Source organism: Brevibacterium casei CIP 102111 (assembly GCF_900169275.1).
GTDB lineage: Bacteria > Actinomycetota > Actinomycetes > Actinomycetales > Brevibacteriaceae > Brevibacterium > Brevibacterium casei.
Map to the genome: position 1 here is coordinate 240,179 of NZ_FXZC01000004.1, position 16,838 is coordinate 257,016.

Below are 16,838 nucleotides of genomic sequence, written 5' to 3' on the forward strand. Positions count from 1 at the left end.
CCACGGCAGGCGACACATCGACCGGCCATGGACGGGCAGCAGGCCGCCTTCCACTCAGTCGGACAGGCCGAACCGCTCAGATCGCACACAGCAACGGCCCCACCTGCGACATCACGACGCAGGAGGGGACGGAACGAAAGGGAGCCACATGACCGCCACGACCGAGAACAGCGGGGCGACCACCTCGGCGACGAAGCCGACCTTCACCCAGCACGACCCCAGCCGGGTCATCCGCGCCGACCGCGGCACCGAGATCACCGCGAAGAACTGGCAGACCGAGGCCGCGAAGCGGATGCTCATGAACAACCTCGACCCCGAGGTCGCCGAACGCCCCGAGGACCTCGTCGTCTACGGCGGCACCGGCCGGGCAGCCCGCTCGTGGGAGGCCTACGACGCGATCGTGCGCACCCTCGACGACCTCGAGGACGACGAGACCCTCCTCATCCAGTCCGGCAAGCCCGTGGGAGTGCTGCGCACCAACGAATGGGCACCGCGCGTCCTCATCGCCAACTCCAACCTCGTCGGCGACTGGGCGAACTGGGAGCACTTCCGCGCACTCGAAGCCGAAGGCCTGATGATGTACGGCCAGATGACCGCCGGCTCGTGGATCTACATCGCCACCCAGGGCATCCTCCAGGGCACCTACGAGACCTTCGCCGCGATCGCCCGCAAGCGCTTCGACGGGACGCTCGCAGGAACCCTGACGATCACCGCCGGCTGCGGCGGCATGGGCGGCGCCCAGCCGCTCGCGGTCACCCTCAACGGCGGCGCCTGCCTCATCATCGACGTCGACAAGACCCGCCTCGACCGCAGGCAGGCCAAGCGCTACCTCGACGAGGTCGAGACCGACCTCGACACCGCACTGGCCAAGGTCATCGAGGCGAAGAGGAACAAGCAGGCGCTCTCGGTCGGACTCGTCGGCAACGCCGCCGAGATCCTCCCGCTCATCCTCGACCGCGATGAGGCCGCCGAGGTCGACATCGTCACCGACCAGACCTCCGCCCACGACCCGCTCTCCTACCTCCCGCTCGGCGTCAGCCTCGAGGACTGGCAGTCCGAGGCCGAACAGGACGCCGAGAAGTTCACGCTCCGCGCCGAGGAGGCCATGGCCAAGCACGTGCGTGCCATGGTCGAGTTCCAGGACCGCGGTGCCGAGGTCTTCGACTACGGCAACTCGATCCGCGATGAGGCCCGCAAGGCCGGCTACGACCGGGCCTTCGAGTTTCCCGGGTTCGTCCCCGCCTACATCCGCCCCCTCTTCTGCGAGGGCCTGGGGCCGTTCCGCTGGGTCGCGCTCTCCGGCGATCCGAAGGACATCGAGGTCACCGACGCCGCCCTCAAGGAGCTCTTCCCCGAGAACGAGTCCCTCCACCGCTGGCTCGACGCCGCCCACGAGTACGTCGAGTTCGAGGGCCTGCCCGCCCGCATCTGCTGGCTCGGCTACAAGGAGCGCCACCAGGCGGGACTGCTGTTCAACCAGCTCGTCGCCGAGGGCAAGGTCTCCGCACCGATCGTCATCGGTCGCGACCACCTCGACTCCGGCTCGGTGGCCAGCCCCTACCGCGAGACCGAGGCGATGCTCGACGGCACCGACGCCGTGGCCGACTGGCCGCTGCTCAACGCCCTGGTCAACACCTCCTCGGGTGCGACCTGGGTCTCGATCCACCACGGCGGCGGCGTCGGCATCGGCCGCTCCATCCACGCCGGTCAGGTGTCCGTGGCCGACGGCACCGAGCTCGCGGCGAAGAAGCTCGCCCGCCTGCTCACCAACGACCCGGGCATGGGCGTCATCCGCCACGTCGACGCCGGCTACGAACGGGCCGTCGAGGTCGCCGAGGAGCGCGGCATGCGCATCCCGATGATCCCCGAACTCGACGTCCGCGACGAGGAATCCGCCGCCCAGTGACCCGTCGATCCCATCGCCCCGCCGGCCGTGCCGTCCCTCGGACGACCGGCCTGCGAGGCGGTGGGACTCCGGCGTTCCCGACCCGAAAGGCCCTGCGATGAAGCTCATCACCGGCATCAGCGAACTCGTCACCAACTCGGATCCGACCGAGCTCATGGCCCGCCCCAGCCTCGGCGCGGGCGATCTCCACACCCTCACCGACGCGGCGCTCATCATCGACGACGGGAAGGTGGCCTGGTCGGGTCCCGCCGCCGAGGCGGACGCCGCCCTGAACTCGCTCACGCTCGCTGCCCCCGACGCCCCCGTCGAGACGATCGACCTCGGTGGGAAGGCCGTCATCCCCGGCTTCGTCGACAGCCACAACCACCTCGTCTTCGCCGGTGACCGCTCCGCGGAGTTCGCCGCGCGCATGGCCGGTGAGAAGTACTCGGCCGGGGGGATCGCGACGACGGTCGCCGCGACCCGCGCCGCCACCGACGAGGAGCTTGAAGCCAACCTCGTCCACCTCGTGGACCAGGCCACCCGGCAGGGAACGACGACGTTCGAGATCAAGTCCGGCTACGGACTCACACGCGACGACGAGATCCGGGCGCTCGAGATCATCGGCCGGCACACGCCGGAGTCGACGCTCATCGCCGCCCACGTCGTGCCCCCGGAGTACAAGGCTGACCCGGAGGCCTACGTCGCCCTCGTCATCGACGAGATCATCCCCGCCGCCGTCGGCAAGGCGAAGTGGATCGACGTCTTCTGCGAAGAGGGTGCCTTCGACGAGGACCAGACCCGGCGCATCATCGAGGCCGGCAAGGCCGTGGGGATGAAGGCCCGCCTCCACGCGAACCAGCTCACCCAGGGTGGGGCGCTGCGTCTCGGCGCCGCGCTCGGCTGCACCTCCGTCGACCACGCGACCTTCGCCTCCGATGAGGACCTCGCCGTCCTCGCCGAGGCGGGCACCGTCGTCACCCTGCTGCCCGGCGTCGAGTTCTCCACCCGCCAGCCCTACCCGGACGCCCGCCGCTACCTCGCCGCCGGGGTGCGCCTGGCCATCGCCTCGGACTGCAATCCCGGCTCGTGCTTCACCAACAGCCTGCCCTTCTGCATCGCCGTGGCCGTGCGGGACATGCACTTCACCGTCGACCAGGCCGTGTGGGCGGCGACCGCCGGCGGTGCCCACGCTCTCGATCGCAGCGACGTCGGCCACCTCGGCGCCGGAGCGCGGGCCGACCTCGTCGTCCTCGACGCCCCGAGCTACCGACACCTCGCCTACCGGCCCGGTGTCCAGCTCGTCGACCGCGTCTTCGCAGGCGGCGAGCTCGTCGCCGACAACCGGCCCCAGCACTGAGCCCGTTTCGAAGGAGAATCATGGACACCCCGACAGAGGCACAGACTTCGACGAAACGGCCCGGCACCTGGCGGTTCTTCGCCTACAGTGCGATCGGGATCGTCATGTTCTTCGTGCCCGTGACGATCGCCGGCACCTCGACGATCCCGCTCGACCACATCGTCACCGCGATCCGCACCTTCGCCGGACCCGTCGTGCCGTTCATCGTGCTCGCGCTCATCCTCCTCGGCGCCGTCCGCCCCTTCGTCACGGGAACATGGAAGTCCTCGGTGACGAAGGGGATCTTCGCCGTCCTCGGCGTCGTCGGACTCGTCGTCGCGATCCTCATCCTCACCGCCCCGCCGGCCTGGCTCGCCGCTGAGGACATCGGGCCCTTCCTCTGGGACAAGCTCGTCATCCCCGTCGGCCTCATCGTCCCCGTCGGTGCGATCTTCCTGGCCCTCCTCGTCGGGTACGGGCTCATGGAGTTCATCGGCGTCCTCGTCCAGCCGATCATGCGCCCGGTGTTCAAGACTCCGGGCCGTTCGGCCATCGACGCGGTCGCCTCGTTCGTCGGCAGCTACTCGCTCGGTCTGCTCATCACCAACCGCGTGTACAAGGAGGGCAAGTACACCGCACGAGAAGCTGCGATCATCGCCACCGGGTTCTCCACGGTCTCGGCGACGTTCATGATCGTCGTCGCGAAGACGCTCGACCTCATGGACCACTGGCTGCTCTACTTCTTCTTCACCCTCGTCGTCACGTTCGTCGTCACCGCGATCACCGTCCACCTCCCGCCGCTGCGGCGGATCCCGGACACGTACTACCCGGGGGCGACCCCGCAGCCCGAGGAGAAGGTGACCAAGCACCGCTTCCGCATCGCGTGGCGGGAGGCGAAGGCGACACTGGCGGAGACCCCGAGCCTGGGCCGGAACCTCTGGATCAACTTCCGTGACGGCCTGCTCATGGCATCGTCGATCCTGCCCTCGATCCTCTCCGTCGGCCTCATCGGCCTGCTGCTGGCGAAGTACACCCCGATCTTCGACTGGCTCGGATGGATCTTCGTGCCCTTCACGTGGGTGACTCAGCTCTCCGACCCGATCCTCGCCGGCAAGGCCTCCGCTCTCGGGCTCGTCGAGATGTTCCTGCCCGCCACCCAGGTCGCCGGCTCCGACGACCTCGTGCTGCGCTTCGTCATCGCCGTCGTCTCCGTGGCCGGCATCATCTTCTTCTCCGCCATGGTGCCCTCGATCCTCGCCACCGAGATCCCGATCTCCGTCGGCGCGCTCGTCATCATCTGGTTCGAACGCGTCGTCCTCACGATCCTCATCTCCGCCCCGCTCGCCCACCTGCTCCTGTAACGTCCGGGCCCGCAGCGCCTACACTGCTCTGCGGGCCCGACCCCGACCAGTTCGACCAACCCGACCAACGCGACCACCCCGGCAGGACCGACCGGTCCGACCGACACAGAAGAAAGGCTCCCGATGCCCGCTGTCATCGATCTCGATCCCGACACCCTCACCTTCGCCGAGGTGGTCGACGTGGCCCGTGGCGACGCGAAGGTGTCGCTGAGCGAGAGGACCCTGGCCCGGGTCGCGAAGTACCGCGAGGCCGTCGACGCGCTCGCCGCCGCCCCGAAGCCCGTCTACGGTGTCTCGACCGGGTTCGGAGCCCTCGCCCAGCGCCACATCCCCGCCGAACTGCGCACGCAGCTGCAGAAGTCCCTCATCCGCTCGCATGCCGCGGGCGTCGGCGAACCCGTCGAACGCGAGGTCGTGCGCGCCCTCATGCTTCTGCGCGCCCGGACGCTCGCCACCGGGCGCGCCGGTGTCCGCGCCGAGGTGCTCCAGACCTACGTCGACATGCTCAACGCCGGCATCACCCCCGTCGTCCACGAGTACGGCTCGCTCGGCTGCTCGGGCGACCTCGCGCCCCTGTCCGCGTGCGCGCTCGTCGTCATGGGCGAAGGCGTCGCGGAGGGCCCCGACGGTGTCGCCGGTCCCGCCGATGAGATCCTCGCCGCTGCGGGCATCACCCCGGTCACGCTCGCCGAGAAGGAGGGCCTCGCCCTCGTCAACGGCACCGACGGGATGCTCGGCATGCTCATCATGGCCCTGACCGACCTCGAGAGCCTGCTCACCGCCGTCGACATCTCTGCGGCGATGAGCATCGAAGGACTCTTCGGCACCGACGCGGTCTTCGCCCCGGAGCTCCACTACGCGCTGCGCCCGCACGACGGTCAGGCCGCCTCGGCGGCGAACATGCTCGCCGCCCTCAAGGACTCGGGCATCACCGCCAGCCACCGCGACTCGACGCACCTCATCCAGGACGCCTACTCGATGCGCTGCGCCCCGCAGGTCAACGGCGCCGCCCGTGACGCGCTCGCCTTCGCCACGCAGGTCGCCGAACGCGAACTGCGGGCGGCGATCGACAACCCCGTCGTGCTCACCAACGGGATGGTGTCCTCGAACGGCAACTTCCACGGCGCCCCGCTCGCTCACGCCCTCGACTTCCTCGCGATCGTCGCCGCCGACGTCGCATCGATGGCCGAGCGTCGCACCGACCGGATGATGGACGTCGCCCGCAACCAGGACCTCACCCCCTTCCTCGCCGACGACGCCGGCGTCGACTCGGGTCTGATGATCGCCCACTACACGCAGGCGGCCATGGTCTCCGAGGCCAAGCGCAACGCGACCCCCGCCTCGGTCGACTCGATCCCGTCCTCGGCGATGCAGGAGGACCACGTGTCGATGGGCTGGTCGGCCGCCCGCAAACTGCGCAAGGTCGTCGACAACCTCGCCAGCGTCATCGGCATCGAGCTCTACGCCGCCTCCCGCGCCTGCGACATGCGCGAGGCCGAGCCGGCACCGGTGACCGGAGCAGTGATCGCCGCGATCCGTGAGACCGTGCCCGGTCCCGGACCCGACCGCTTCCTCTCCCCGGAGCTCGCTGAGACGATCGCCAAGGTCAAGGACGGATCCCTCGTCGCCGCCGCCGAGGCGGTCACCCCGCTCACGCACACCGTCACCGCAGCCGCCGGCACCTGGCAGCCTGCTGGCGGCGGTCCGGCCGTCGACGACCCCGACTTCACGGCGCTCGGCAACCTCGAGGCCGCCGCCGAGGCCTCGGGCACGGCCGCCGCGACGACCGAGTACCACCCGGACGAGGCCGGCAGCGCGGGCGAGACCGCAGGAGAGGGCCGCTGAGATGAGCGACGTCGTCTCCCTGCTCGGGCAGATCGAGGACACCGGACGTGACCCGCGAGGGCCGGGCTACCAGCGGCCGGGCTTCTCGACGACGGAACGCGATCTGCGCGACTGGTTCCTCGCCGAGGCGAACCGGCGCGGACTCGACACCGAGATCGACGCCAACGGCATCACGTGGGCATGGGCGCACACGCCCAACGCGACGACCGGCGACGACCCGGCGGCGGGAGGCGACTCGACGGCGGGGCGGACGAATGCCGTCGTCACCGGATCCCACCTCGACTCCGTTCCCGGCGGCGGTGCCTTCGACGGCCCCCTCGGGGTCGCCTCGGCGCTCGCGGCCTTCGACGACCTCCGGGACTCGGGCGTTCTCGAGCGCGCCACCCGGCCGCTCGCGCTCGCCGTCTTCCCCGAGGAGGAGGGTTCGCGCTTCGGTGTCGCCTGCCTGGGGTCGCGGCTCATCACCGGGGCGATCGACGCCGACCGCGCGCTCGGGCTCACCGACGCGAACGGGGACACGTTCGCCGACGTCGCCCGCGGCTACGGGCTCGACCCTGAGCGCATCGGCACCGACCCCGCTCGCCTGCAGAGCATCGGCTCGTTCATCGAACTCCACGTCGAGCAGGGCATCGGGCTGGCGGGCACTGATCAGGCTGTGGCCATCGGCTCCTCCATCATCGGACACGGACGCTGGCATCTCGCGTTCGCCGGTCAGGGCAATCACGCGGGAACGACTCCGATGAGCCACCGCGCCGATCCGGTGGTGGCCGCATCGCGAGTGATCGGCGATATCCCGACCCTAGCGGCCGCCACTGACGCGAAGGCCGTCGCCACCGTCGGGCGCACCCTCATCCACCCGGGCGGGACGAACGTCATCGCCTCGGCCATGAGCTTCTGGCTCGACATCCGGCACGAGTCCGATGCCGTCGTCGAGCAGGTCCTTGCTGCGATCACCGCCCGTGCCCAGGAGCATGCCGCCGACACCGGGGTGAGCGTCACCGTCTCCCAGGAGTCGTATTCGCCGACGACGCGCTTCACCGCCGAGCTCAACGACCGTCTGCGCGCGGTGCTGCCGGAATCGCCGATGCTGCCCTCGGGTGCCGGTCATGACGCGGGGATCCTCGCTGCCCATGTGCCCTCGGCGATGCTCTACGTCCGCAACCCCACCGGCGTCTCCCATGCGCCGGAGGAGGCCTGCGAGGACGACGATGCGCGCGCCGGAGTCTCCGCGCTCGTCGCCGTGCTCGAGAGCGAGCTCGTCGGACCACAGGCGACAGGAGGCACGCGATGACCCGCTTCTGGTGCGAATCCGCATGGCTCGACGGGGCGGTCACCAGCGGCGTCCTCCTCACCGCCGATGAGACCGGCACGCTCACCTCGGTCGACACAGGGGTCGCGGAGGCGCCCGCCGATGCCGAGGTCATTCGCGGTCTCACCCTGCCCGGAGGGGTCAACGCCCACTCGCACGCTTTCCATCGCATCCTGCGCGGACGCACCCACGGCGACGGCGGCACCTTCTGGACGTGGCGCGAGGTCATGTATTCCGTGGCCGGGCGCCTGAGCCCGGAGAGCTACGAGACCGTCGCCCGCGCCGTCTTCGCGGAGATGCTCGCCGGCGGCTACACCTCGGTGGGTGAATTCCACTACGTCCACCATGCCCCGGACGGGACCCCCTACCCTGAGGCCCACGCGATGGAGCGGGCGCTGGCACGGGCGGCCGCCTCGGCGGGGATCCGGATCCGCCTCCTCGACACGTGCTACCTCACCGGCGGCATCGGCACCGAACTCTCCGACGAGCAGGCCCGCTTCGGCGACGGCACGATCGAGGACTACCTCGACCGGCACGCCCGCCTCGCATCGGACTTCGCGGCGGAGTTCCCCGTCGACGCCGCGGGCAACAGCTTCGTCACCGTCGGGGCCGCGATCCACTCGGTGCGGGCGGTGCCCGCCTCCGACCTGCCGCGGTTCGCCGAGATCACCGGACCCCTCCACGTCCACCTCTCGGAGCAACCGGCGGAGAACGAGGCCTCGATCGCCGCCTACGGGACGACGCCGACCCAGGTGCTCGCCCGGGCCGGAGTCGTCACGGAGCGGCTCTCCCCGGTCCATGCCACACACCTGACCGATGCGGACATCGCGACGCTCGGGGAGGGTGCGACGACGATCGTCATGTGCCCGTGCACGGAGGCCGACCTCGCCGACGGCATCGGTCCGGCCCGCGAACTCGCCGAGGCGGGAGCGACGATCGCCCTCGGCTCCGACCAGCACGTCGTCCTCGATGCGCTGCGCGAGACCCAGGGGCTCGAGGCCGGTGAGCGTCTGCGCAGCGGTGAGCGCGGTCGCTTCTCCCCGGCCGAGCTCATCGACGCGCTCACCCTCGGCGGTGCACGCAGCCTCGATCTGCCCGTCGGCGAGCTCACGGTCGGGAAGGCGTGTGACTTCATCGCCGTGCGCACCGACAGCATGCGCACCTTCGGCTCGCTCGGCGAGCAGGTCGTGCTCAGTGCGACCGCAACCGACATCCACATGACCGTGAGCGGGGGAGTCGTGCGCGTCCGCGACGGCGTCCACACCGCGCTCGGGCCGATTCCCGGGCTCTACGCCGAGGCGTTCGCCGCCTTGGGCATGGCCCCGGGGACCCCGGCGTCCGCCCTGTCCGCAGCCGACGCCTCGGCGGCGAGCTGAGGTATGGCGGAGGTCCCTGCATTGCGACGGTCGGTGGCGATCCTCAGGCACTTGGCCTCATCGAACCGCGCGATCTCCGCGGGCGCGCTCGTCCGTGCCCTCGAGATCCCGCGCTCGAGCGTCTACGAGCTCCTCTCCGTGCTCGAGGAGCTCGGGCTCGTCGTGCGCACCGAACCGGGGTATGTGCTTGGTCCCGGAGTCCACGAGCTCGGCAGCTCGTACCTGCGGACCAACCCGCTGCAGCGCCTCGCGCAGCCGGTCGTCCGCCAGCTCGCCGAGGACACCTCGGCGACCGCGCAGCTGGCGATCATCCGCGGATGGGAGACCGTCTACGTCCTCAAGGAGCAGTCGCTGCGGTCCGTCGCCGTCGTCACCGCGACCGGCGTGCGGATGCCGAGCTACCTCACGGCGACCGGGCGGGCGATCCTCGCGCAGCTGCCGAAGTCCGAGGTGCTCGCGATGTTCCAGTCCGAGTCGTCGTTCGTCACCCGCACCGGGGTCGGGCCGGGTTCGTTCAGACAGCTGAGCGCTCTGCTCGCCCAGACCAGGCGGGCCGGGTGGGCGATCGAGCACGGTGAGGTGACGCCGGGGATCTCGACGCTCGCCGCTCCGGTCTACGACGTCCTCTCCCGTCCGATCGCCGCGATCGGGCTCTCCGTCGCCGACCCTGCGGTCGGTGCTCAGGCCGGCACCGAGGCGGGGGCCGGCACCGAGGCGGGAGCCGGTGCGAGCGCTGACAGTGCAGACCGGGCCGGCGCCGGGTCCGATGACGCTTCGGTGACCTCGGGCGCCGGTGAGGTGTCCGAGGACCTCGTCGAGCGTGTGCTCGCCGCAGCCGCCGAGGTGACCGCGAAGCTGCGGTGAGCGCTCGGTCGGGTCTCAGGGCTGTTCGGATCCTTGGCTGCGATCGGCGGTGACGCTGAGCGAGACGTGGCCGAGCGCCCGCAGCGCCCGGATGAGCTGGTCGAAGGCGATGCTCCCGGCCACGGCGCGCATGACCTTGACGTCCTCCGAGGGCTCGTCCCCGTCCTCGGTTCTCTGCAGGGAGCCCTTCTGCAGGGAGCCTCTGTGCAGAGACGCGACGTCCCCGCGGGAGATCTCCGCCATCGGCACCGCGTAGCGCATGACGGTGTCGATCCCATCGGGCATCTCCCACGCCGCCAGAGTGTGCAGCACCTCGTCGAGAGCCCGGCGCGGGATCGACCCGATGTCCGGCCAGCCCATCCGCTCGAGCAGTGCGGCGACAGTGGGGTGCTCAGGACGGTCGCCGGCGGCCGGGCCTCCGGCCGCCAGGTCGCCCAGGGCGATCGCCTGCGCCTCCTCGAGCGCCCGGATGAGGGGCACCGACGGATCATCGAGGAGCGCGGTGAGCCTGCGGATCGCGGGAATCGGGGCATCGGCGACCTCCCGCAGCACCTGGATGAGAGCGAGCCTCTCGAGATGTCGGGTGCCGTAGTTCTGACGAGTCGCGGTGATCCGCTCGCCGGGCGGCAGCAGTCCCTCGCGGCGGTAGTACTTGATCGTCGCCGCCGAACATCCGCTGGCGACGGCCAACTCACTGAGCAGCATGGTCCCCTCCCCGCTTGGATAGTCCTCCCACCGGCGACTATCCTGATGGCGCCGGCGTAGATAGTGAAACTATCCTACAGGCATGGACACGCTCACTCCGGTCATCGCCATCCATGCCATCGCAGCCCTCTACGTCCTTCTGCTCGGTCCTGTGCAGATCTTCCGCCGCCGGCGCGACACGGCCCACCGGATCCTCGGCGCCGGCTGGGTGACCGCCATCGTCACCGTGTGCGTCTCGAGCTTCTGGATCATGCCCAACGGATTCACCTGGCTCCACGGACTCTCGATCTGGACGCTCGTCTGCGTTGCCGCGGCGATCACCGCGATTCGCCTGGGCTCGGTCCGCGTCCACCGCCACTTCATGATCGGCGCCTACATCGGCACCCTGATCGCCTTCGTCTTCGCCTCGATCATTCCCGCTCGCCTCATCCCGCAGATGCTGCGCAGCGAGCCCCTCGTCGTCATCGTCACGGTGCTCGCGGTCGCCGCGACGGTCACGGTGTTCGTCCGGGTGGTGACGGTGAGGGCCAAGGCCCCCGAGCCGGTCCCCGAGGACGCGGTGACGTGAACCCGGCACCCGCCTCGGCGGGGTCGATTCGCACCCCGTGCCGATGTCCGGTGGTTACACTGTGCCCACCTCAAGCGGAGGTCGACCGGATCTTCGTGCCAGACACAGGAGCAGCCATGGCATCCCCACACCCGACCATGTTCGGCGGAGACGCCGCCCGCGCGCGGGAGATCCTCGAAGTCCTCGCCCGGTACGGCATCGCCGAACAGTCCGCCCGCAAGCTCGCCGCCGCCGACGGGGACACCAGCCTGGCGACGAAGCTCGCCGACCCCGACCTCGTCGAACTCGACGCAGGAGCGCGTCTGACCGCGGCGTTCACCGAACTCGGGACGACGTGGATCAAACTCGGCCAGTCCCTGAGCATGCGCGCCGACCTCGTGGGCACGGACATCGCCGAGGCGCTCGCCGGGCTGCAGGCCGAAGTGCCCGCCGATCCACCGGGAAAGGCTCGGGAACGCGTCGAAGCCGACCTCGGGGCGCCCGTGACCGAACTCTTCGCCTCCTTCGACGACGAACCCTTCGCCTCCGGATCGGTGGCTCAGGCCCACCACGCCGTGCTCAAGGACGGAACGCCGGCCGTGGTCAAGGTCCTCCACTTCGGCGCCGAGGAGAAGGTGCGCGGGGATCTCGACCTCATGCGCAAGGTCGCCCGCTTCGCCGAATCCGCCGATCCCGACCTCGCCCGCTTCCACCCTGTGAAGGCCGTCGAACAGTTCGCCGAGATGATGACCCAGGCCGTCGACCTGCGCAACGAACTCGGTGCGATGCAGCGCTTCACCCAGGAACTCAGCGAATTCGACTGGCTGCTCGTGCCCAAGCCGTTCCCGGAGCTCAGCGCCGCGGGAGTGCTCACGATGGAGCAGATGGCAGGGTCGTCGTTGCGCACGGCAGCCGACGTCACCGCGAGCGGGTGGACCGTCAACGACCTCACCCAGCATGTGACCAATGCGTGGATGACGATGATCTTCGACCATGGTCTCTACCACGCCGATCCGCACCCGGGGAACTTCCTCGTCTCCGACTCCGAGCACGTCGTCCTCCTCGACTACGGGGACGTCGGCTACCTCGCCGGACCCCGCCGCAACGACGTCATCCGGCTGCTCACCGCGGTCGTCGGACGCGACGTCTCCGGGCTCACCGACGTCATCATCGTCGTGTGCAAAGCGCCGGCCTCGACGGACGTCAAAGACCTCGAGATGGCCATCGACAAGTGGATGGCGCAGTACCTGCCCGAGGACACGGCGTCTGCCGACATCGATCTCAGTGCGGCGATGAACGCGTGCATGCAGCTCCTCCACGAGAAGGAGCTCAGCTTCCCCAGCGACCTCGCGATGCTCGTGCGCGTCATGTCGAGGCTCGAAGGCTTCGGCATCCAGATCGGCAGCACCGTGACGATGGAGGAGTACCTCGGGCCGTATCTGCGTGAGCATGCGAAGAAGGAGAACTCTCCGCAGAAGCTCTTCGAGCGCTTCGTCCGGTCGACGTCGAACTGGACGCGGATGGCGAACAACCTGCCCCGCGACCTCGAGATCCTCGTCCAGCAGTTGCGCAACGGCGACACCCGGTTCGAGATCAACCTCCGCGACCCCGACGAACTCACCGACAAGCTCGTCGATGGGCTCATGGCCTCATCGTCGCTGCTCGCGGCCTCCCAGCTGCTCGCGAACCGGACGGGTCCGACGATCAAAGGAGTCTCGATCGCCGGTCTCGCCGCGGCAGGTCTGGCCGCCGTGACCTGGCGGAACCTCTCCGTGCGCCGCACCAGTCACGTCACTGTCACCGAGGAGGTGCTCAAGCTCGCCAAACGCGCGCGGTGAGCGGGCGGCGGCCGTTGGCGTAGTCGGGTGCTGGGCTCACAGGTATGGCGCGGTGATGAGCTCGAGGTAGTGGCCAGCCGGGTCGAGGAAGTAGACGCCGCGTCCCCCGTGCTCGGTGTTCGTCTCGCCCGGCCGGGTGCGCTGCGGGTCGGCCCAGTGGTCGAGGCCGCGGTCCCGCAGGAGGCCGAGTGCCCGATCGAACTGCTCATCGGTGCAGAGGAAGGCCATGTGCACCGGGGAGACTTCGTAAGGCGGTGGGGGAGAGGCGAACTGGAGCATGACCCCGCCGGAGAGCATGACGTTGGCGAAGACACCCCATGACCGGGTGTGCTCGGCCTCGAGGATGTCGACATAGAACTGCGCCGATTCCTGCGGGTCCGCGGCGGCGACGATGGTGTGGTTGAAGGTTGCTGACATGAATGGTCCTTTCGAATTGGGCATGACGATCTGAGGTCGTGGTCTCGAAAGGAGGGGCGCGCTCGCGCCCCGGGCGGCTCACGTACGGACCGGGTCACCGATCCGTGAGCGGCGCTGGGCCAATCCGGTCATCGCGATCCAGTGTACGCACCGAACCTGCGAGGTCGTAGACTCGTCCCATGCGCACAACCCGACTCAACTGGTGGTGGCTGCTCGACGACGCAGCCGACTGACGCATACCCGCGGGCTGCATGGCAGCCCGCTGACGAGGTGGGATCTCTCCGTGCGACCCGTGCACACCAGACCGCACACGCACCCCACGGAGAACAGACATGGATTCCCTTTCCGCCACCCTCGATCGCATGCCGCAGCTGCGCACCGACATCGATGCCCATCCCGAACGCTACCGGATGCTCACCGGCGAACGCCCCACCGGCCGGCTCCACCTCGGCCATCTCTTCGGCTCCATCCTCGAACGGGTCGCCCTGCAGAACCAGGGGATCGAGACCTTCATCGTCCTCGCCGACTATCAGGTCATCACCGATCGGGCCACCTCGGCGAACGTCGCCGACAACGTCCACGAGGCGAACCTCGACTACGTCGCCGCCGGGATCGACCCTGAGCGGACGACGATCTTCACGCATTCGGCGGTCTCCGCGCTCAATCAGCTCATGCTGCCGTTCCTCAGCCTCGTCAGCGACAGCGAACTGCGGCGCAACCCGACGGTCAAGGCCGAGCTCGCCGCCTCCGATCGCCCGCTCAGCGGACTCCTGCTCACCTACCCCGTGCACCAGGCGGCGGACATCCTCTTCTGCCGGGGCAATCTCGTCCCGGTCGGCAAGGACAATCTGCCTCATGTCGAGATCACCCGGACGATCGCCCGGCGGTTCAACGAACGCTACGACCGTGTCTTCGCCGAACCCGAGGCGATGCTCACGACGACCCCGGAACTGCCCGGACTCGACGGACGGAAGATGTCGAAGAGCTACGGCAACGCCATCGCCCTGGGGATGAGCGCGGACGAGACGGCGCAGGTCATCCGCAGGGCGGCGACGGACTCCGACCGGCGGATCACCTTCGACCCGGACAGCCGCCCCGGGGTCTCCGCCCTGCTCACCACCGCGGCGGTGTGCGCCGGGCGGACACCGGAGGCCATTGCCGAGGAGATCGGGGACTCCGGGGCGGGAGCCCTGAAGAAGGCCGCCACCGAGGCGGTCAACGAGTTCCTCGCCGACCACCGGACCCGACGGCGCGAGCTCGAACGCAATCCGTCCGCGGTCCGTGAGATCCTCTCAGCGGGCAACGCCCGGGCGAACGTCATCGCCGAGGAGACGCTCGCCGAGGTGCGCACGGCGATGGGCATGGACTACGGGCGCTGATCGGGCGGGAGCGTCACGGGGGCCGGTCAGCCGGCACTCCGCCACACGTGCGCCCGCTACTTGTCCTTGTCGATGAGGTCGAGCAGCTCCTTCGCCGCCTTCTCAATCTCCGTGTGCTTGTACTCGCCGGCCCGGGATTCCGCGGCGATGACGCCGGCGCGGTGGACCTCGACGAAGTCGCCGTAGGGGAACGAATACGCCTTCTTCGTCCGCGGATCCGCCTCCTCGTCGATGCCGAGATGCCATTTCGCGTACGCGTCCCAGCCGTTGTTGGCGATGAAGACGTCTTCGCCTTCGGCCGTCGGCTTCTCCGCCGACCAGTCGCCGAGGTCGTTGCTGTCCACCTTGCCGGCGCGGATGAGCTCACGAGCGTGCTCGACGGCATCGGTGTTGAGTGAGATCGTCATGGAGTCAATGTAGCCTGCCGAATGGGGAAAGCGCACGGGTTTTCCGCTGACAGTTTCTCCGGCCGCCTCGGTGGGGGTGTCCTTGCCTCGCCGTCGCCGCGACCTCACCGCCCGTCCTTCCGTACCGGCGAAGCGTCGTCACCTCCTCTCCGTCGACGGAGGAGGACGGCGACCTCGAGATGCTTCGTGTGCGGGAACATGTCGAAGACGCGCGCCTGCTCGACGACGTAGCTCGGCATCCGGTCGAGGTCCTTGGCCAAGGTGAGGGGGTTGCAGCTCGAATAGACGATGTGCTCGACGCGTGAGTCCTCGAGGGTCGTCGACAGCGTCGCCCCGATCCCTCGCCGAGGCGGATTGACGATGATGCAGTCCGGCCGGTCCCCGTCCGCCTGCTGGGAGTCCGCCAGCCGAGACTGCGCGAACTCCGTGGCATCGGCGGCCGTGAACTCGACGTCGACGCCGAGTTCGTCCGCGCTCGCTCGAGCCGACTCGATCGCTTGTTCGCTCACCTCGATGCCGGTCACCCGCCGAGGCGGCCGTCCGTGGTCGTCTCCCGCGGCCGTGTCCATGCCGGGTCTCGGGTCGGTGCCCGGACCAAGGTCGGCGTCTGCACCCGTGCCGGGCACCGCGCACCACAGGGCGAACCCGCCGACACCGCAGTAGAGGTCCCACAGGGTTCGGGGTGCGATCTCGTCGACCCAGGCCGCGACCTGATCGTAGAGGCGCATGGCCACCTCGGTGTTCGTCTGGAAGAAGCTCTGCGGGCGCAGGTGCAGGTCGACGCGCTCGAGGTCCATCCGCAGCGTCTCTCCGCGGAGCATGACCTCCCGACTGCCCTCGAGTGCGGCCTTGTGCTCGGGCAGCAGATTGACGGAGACGACCGTCGCCTGCGGGAGGGCGGCGAGCAGCCGGTCCTGACGTGCGGTGATGACCTCGAGTCCGAACTGTGAGCGGACGACGAACCGGATCATGAGGTCCCCCGAGGGGGCCGCGGTGACGTGGACGAACTTGAGTTCGCCTCGGCGGGTGGGGACATCGTAGGGGTCGAGTCCGGTGTCGTCGAGGAAGTCGGCGAGGGTCGGGATGACCGCGCGGATCGCCGGTGCCTGGATGCCGCAGTCGCGGAGGTCGACGCCGTCGAACTCGGCATCGAGGATGCCCAGCGTCACCGCACCGGCGCTGCCGCCCACGGCGAGCTTCGCCCGGTTGCGGAAGTCGTGGTCGGGACCCGCGGCGGCCGGCAGCCACGTGCGCGGCGGGTGATCGGCGAGGACGTCGCGGCACCAGGATTCCTTATCGGTGATCTGCTGCGCGTGCGGAGTCTCGATGAGCGTGCACGACCGGCAGCGGTGCGCCTCGAAGTACGGGCAGACCAGGCCCCCGGAGGTCGCCGAGGCGGGGGTGAGGGGCAGCGTGGTCATGACCGCCATTTTACGTCGCGGGAACCATGTGGCGGCGAGGGGACCGCCTGGGGCTGGTGCGCTCGCCTCGGAGCGGTCCCCTCGGAATGGTTCCGTCGACCCGGGGAGTGCCGAATGCATTGACCTCCTCACGGAGGGGCCATAG

Annotated in this window: 14 protein-coding genes; 10 read left to right on the forward strand and 4 right to left on the reverse strand. The window is 69.5% G+C overall.

All coding sequences use genetic code 11. The features are described 5' to 3' along the window. Window positions 1-148 precede the first annotated feature (148 nt). The 7 genes from hutU (at window position 149) to BC102111_RS10995 (ending at window position 9,979) form a co-directional block, all read left to right on the forward strand. Window positions 149-1,906: a urocanate hydratase gene (gene hutU / locus BC102111_RS10965; protein ID WP_101624330.1), complete on the forward strand. Its 1,758-nt coding sequence runs from the start codon at window positions 149-151 to the stop codon at window positions 1,904-1,906. Between the two features lie 97 nt (window positions 1,907-2,003). Continuing rightward, complete coding sequence (hutI, locus tag BC102111_RS10970) at window positions 2,004-3,245, forward strand: imidazolonepropionase (RefSeq protein ID WP_095375171.1); 1,242 nt, start codon at window positions 2,004-2,006, stop codon at window positions 3,243-3,245. A gap of 20 nt (window positions 3,246-3,265) precedes the next feature. After that, window positions 3,266-4,585: a YjiH family protein gene (locus BC102111_RS10975; RefSeq protein WP_101624331.1), complete on the forward strand. Its 1,320-nt coding sequence runs from the start codon at window positions 3,266-3,268 to the stop codon at window positions 4,583-4,585. Between the two features lie 123 nt (window positions 4,586-4,708). Next, window positions 4,709-6,430: a histidine ammonia-lyase gene (hutH, locus tag BC102111_RS10980; protein ID WP_101624332.1), complete on the forward strand. Its 1,722-nt coding sequence runs from the start codon at window positions 4,709-4,711 to the stop codon at window positions 6,428-6,430. Window position 6,431: 1 nt separating this feature from the next. Beyond that, complete coding sequence (locus BC102111_RS10985) at window positions 6,432-7,721, forward strand: allantoate amidohydrolase (protein ID WP_101624333.1); 1,290 nt, start codon at window positions 6,432-6,434, stop codon at window positions 7,719-7,721. Continuing rightward, entirely contained in the window at window positions 7,718-9,115 is a 1,398-nt protein-coding gene (locus BC102111_RS10990) for a formimidoylglutamate deiminase (RefSeq protein ID WP_101624334.1), read from the forward strand. The genes BC102111_RS10985 and BC102111_RS10990 overlap by 4 nt, the downstream gene beginning before the upstream one ends. Before the next feature lie 3 nt (window positions 9,116-9,118). Next, entirely contained in the window at window positions 9,119-9,979 is an 861-nt protein-coding gene (locus BC102111_RS10995; RefSeq protein WP_101624335.1) for an IclR family transcriptional regulator, read from the forward strand. Window positions 9,980-9,994: 15 nt separating this feature from the next. On the opposite strand, the gene BC102111_RS11000 is transcribed toward BC102111_RS10995, so the two are convergent. Beyond that, window positions 9,995-10,684 carry a MerR family transcriptional regulator gene (locus BC102111_RS11000; protein WP_101624336.1) on the reverse strand — a complete coding sequence of 230 codons (690 nt, stop codon included), beginning with the start codon at window positions 10,682-10,684 and terminating at the stop codon, window positions 9,995-9,997. Window positions 10,685-10,766: 82 nt separating this feature from the next. Between BC102111_RS11000 and BC102111_RS11005 the strand changes: the two genes are divergently transcribed. Together BC102111_RS11005 and BC102111_RS11010 are read left to right on the forward strand one after the other, a co-directional pair. Continuing rightward, on the forward strand, window positions 10,767-11,252 hold the full coding sequence (locus BC102111_RS11005) for a DUF2306 domain-containing protein (RefSeq protein WP_101624337.1): 486 nt from the start codon (window positions 10,767-10,769) through the stop codon (window positions 11,250-11,252). 116 nt (window positions 11,253-11,368) lie between these two features. After that, on the forward strand, window positions 11,369-13,069 hold the full coding sequence (locus tag BC102111_RS11010; protein WP_101624338.1) for an ABC1 kinase family protein: 1,701 nt from the start codon (window positions 11,369-11,371) through the stop codon (window positions 13,067-13,069). A gap of 36 nt (window positions 13,070-13,105) precedes the next feature. Here BC102111_RS11010 and BC102111_RS11015 read toward each other — a convergent pair whose 3' ends face one another. Continuing rightward, entirely contained in the window at window positions 13,106-13,486 is a 381-nt protein-coding gene (locus tag BC102111_RS11015; RefSeq protein ID WP_101624339.1) for a VOC family protein, read from the reverse strand. Window positions 13,487-13,818: 332 nt separating this feature from the next. On the opposite strand from BC102111_RS11015, the gene trpS reads away from it, so the two are divergent. After that, on the forward strand, window positions 13,819-14,865 hold the full coding sequence (trpS, locus tag BC102111_RS11020; protein WP_101624340.1) for a tryptophan--tRNA ligase: 1,047 nt from the start codon (window positions 13,819-13,821) through the stop codon (window positions 14,863-14,865). Window positions 14,866-14,921: 56 nt separating this feature from the next. Here trpS and BC102111_RS11025 read toward each other — a convergent pair whose 3' ends face one another. After that, window positions 14,922-15,272: a hypothetical protein gene (locus BC102111_RS11025; RefSeq protein ID WP_101624341.1), complete on the reverse strand. Its 351-nt coding sequence runs from the start codon at window positions 15,270-15,272 to the stop codon at window positions 14,922-14,924. Window positions 15,273-15,376: 104 nt separating this feature from the next. Beyond that, window positions 15,377-16,702 carry a methyltransferase domain-containing protein gene (locus BC102111_RS11030; RefSeq protein ID WP_180960623.1) on the reverse strand — a complete coding sequence of 442 codons (1,326 nt, stop codon included), beginning with the start codon at window positions 16,700-16,702 and terminating at the stop codon, window positions 15,377-15,379. Between the last annotated feature and the right edge of the window lie 136 nt (window positions 16,703-16,838).

Coding starts and splice junctions, on each gene's coding strand:
- BC102111_RS11015 (WP_101624339.1), bottom strand. CDS start 13,486: ATGTCAGCAACCTTCAACCACACCATCGTCGCCGCCGCGGACCCGCAG.
- BC102111_RS11000 (WP_101624336.1), bottom strand. CDS start 10,684: ATGCTGCTCAGTGAGTTGGCCGTCGCCAGCGGATGTTCGGCGGCGACG.
- BC102111_RS10995 (WP_101624335.1), top strand. CDS start 9,119: ATGGCGGAGGTCCCTGCATTGCGACGGTCGGTGGCGATCCTCAGGCAC.
- hutI (WP_095375171.1), top strand. CDS start 2,004: ATGAAGCTCATCACCGGCATCAGCGAACTCGTCACCAACTCGGATCCG.
- BC102111_RS10990 (WP_101624334.1), top strand. CDS start 7,718: ATGACCCGCTTCTGGTGCGAATCCGCATGGCTCGACGGGGCGGTCACC.
- BC102111_RS11010 (WP_101624338.1), top strand. CDS start 11,369: ATGGCATCCCCACACCCGACCATGTTCGGCGGAGACGCCGCCCGCGCG.
- BC102111_RS10975 (WP_101624331.1), top strand. CDS start 3,266: ATGGACACCCCGACAGAGGCACAGACTTCGACGAAACGGCCCGGCACC.
- hutU (WP_101624330.1), top strand. CDS start 149: ATGACCGCCACGACCGAGAACAGCGGGGCGACCACCTCGGCGACGAAG.
- BC102111_RS11005 (WP_101624337.1), top strand. CDS start 10,767: ATGGACACGCTCACTCCGGTCATCGCCATCCATGCCATCGCAGCCCTC.
- BC102111_RS11030 (WP_180960623.1), bottom strand. CDS start 16,702: ATGGCGGTCATGACCACGCTGCCCCTCACCCCCGCCTCGGCGACCTCC.
- BC102111_RS11025 (WP_101624341.1), bottom strand. CDS start 15,272: ATGACGATCTCACTCAACACCGATGCCGTCGAGCACGCTCGTGAGCTC.
- hutH (WP_101624332.1), top strand. CDS start 4,709: ATGCCCGCTGTCATCGATCTCGATCCCGACACCCTCACCTTCGCCGAG.
- trpS (WP_101624340.1), top strand. CDS start 13,819: ATGGATTCCCTTTCCGCCACCCTCGATCGCATGCCGCAGCTGCGCACC.
- BC102111_RS10985 (WP_101624333.1), top strand. CDS start 6,432: ATGAGCGACGTCGTCTCCCTGCTCGGGCAGATCGAGGACACCGGACGT.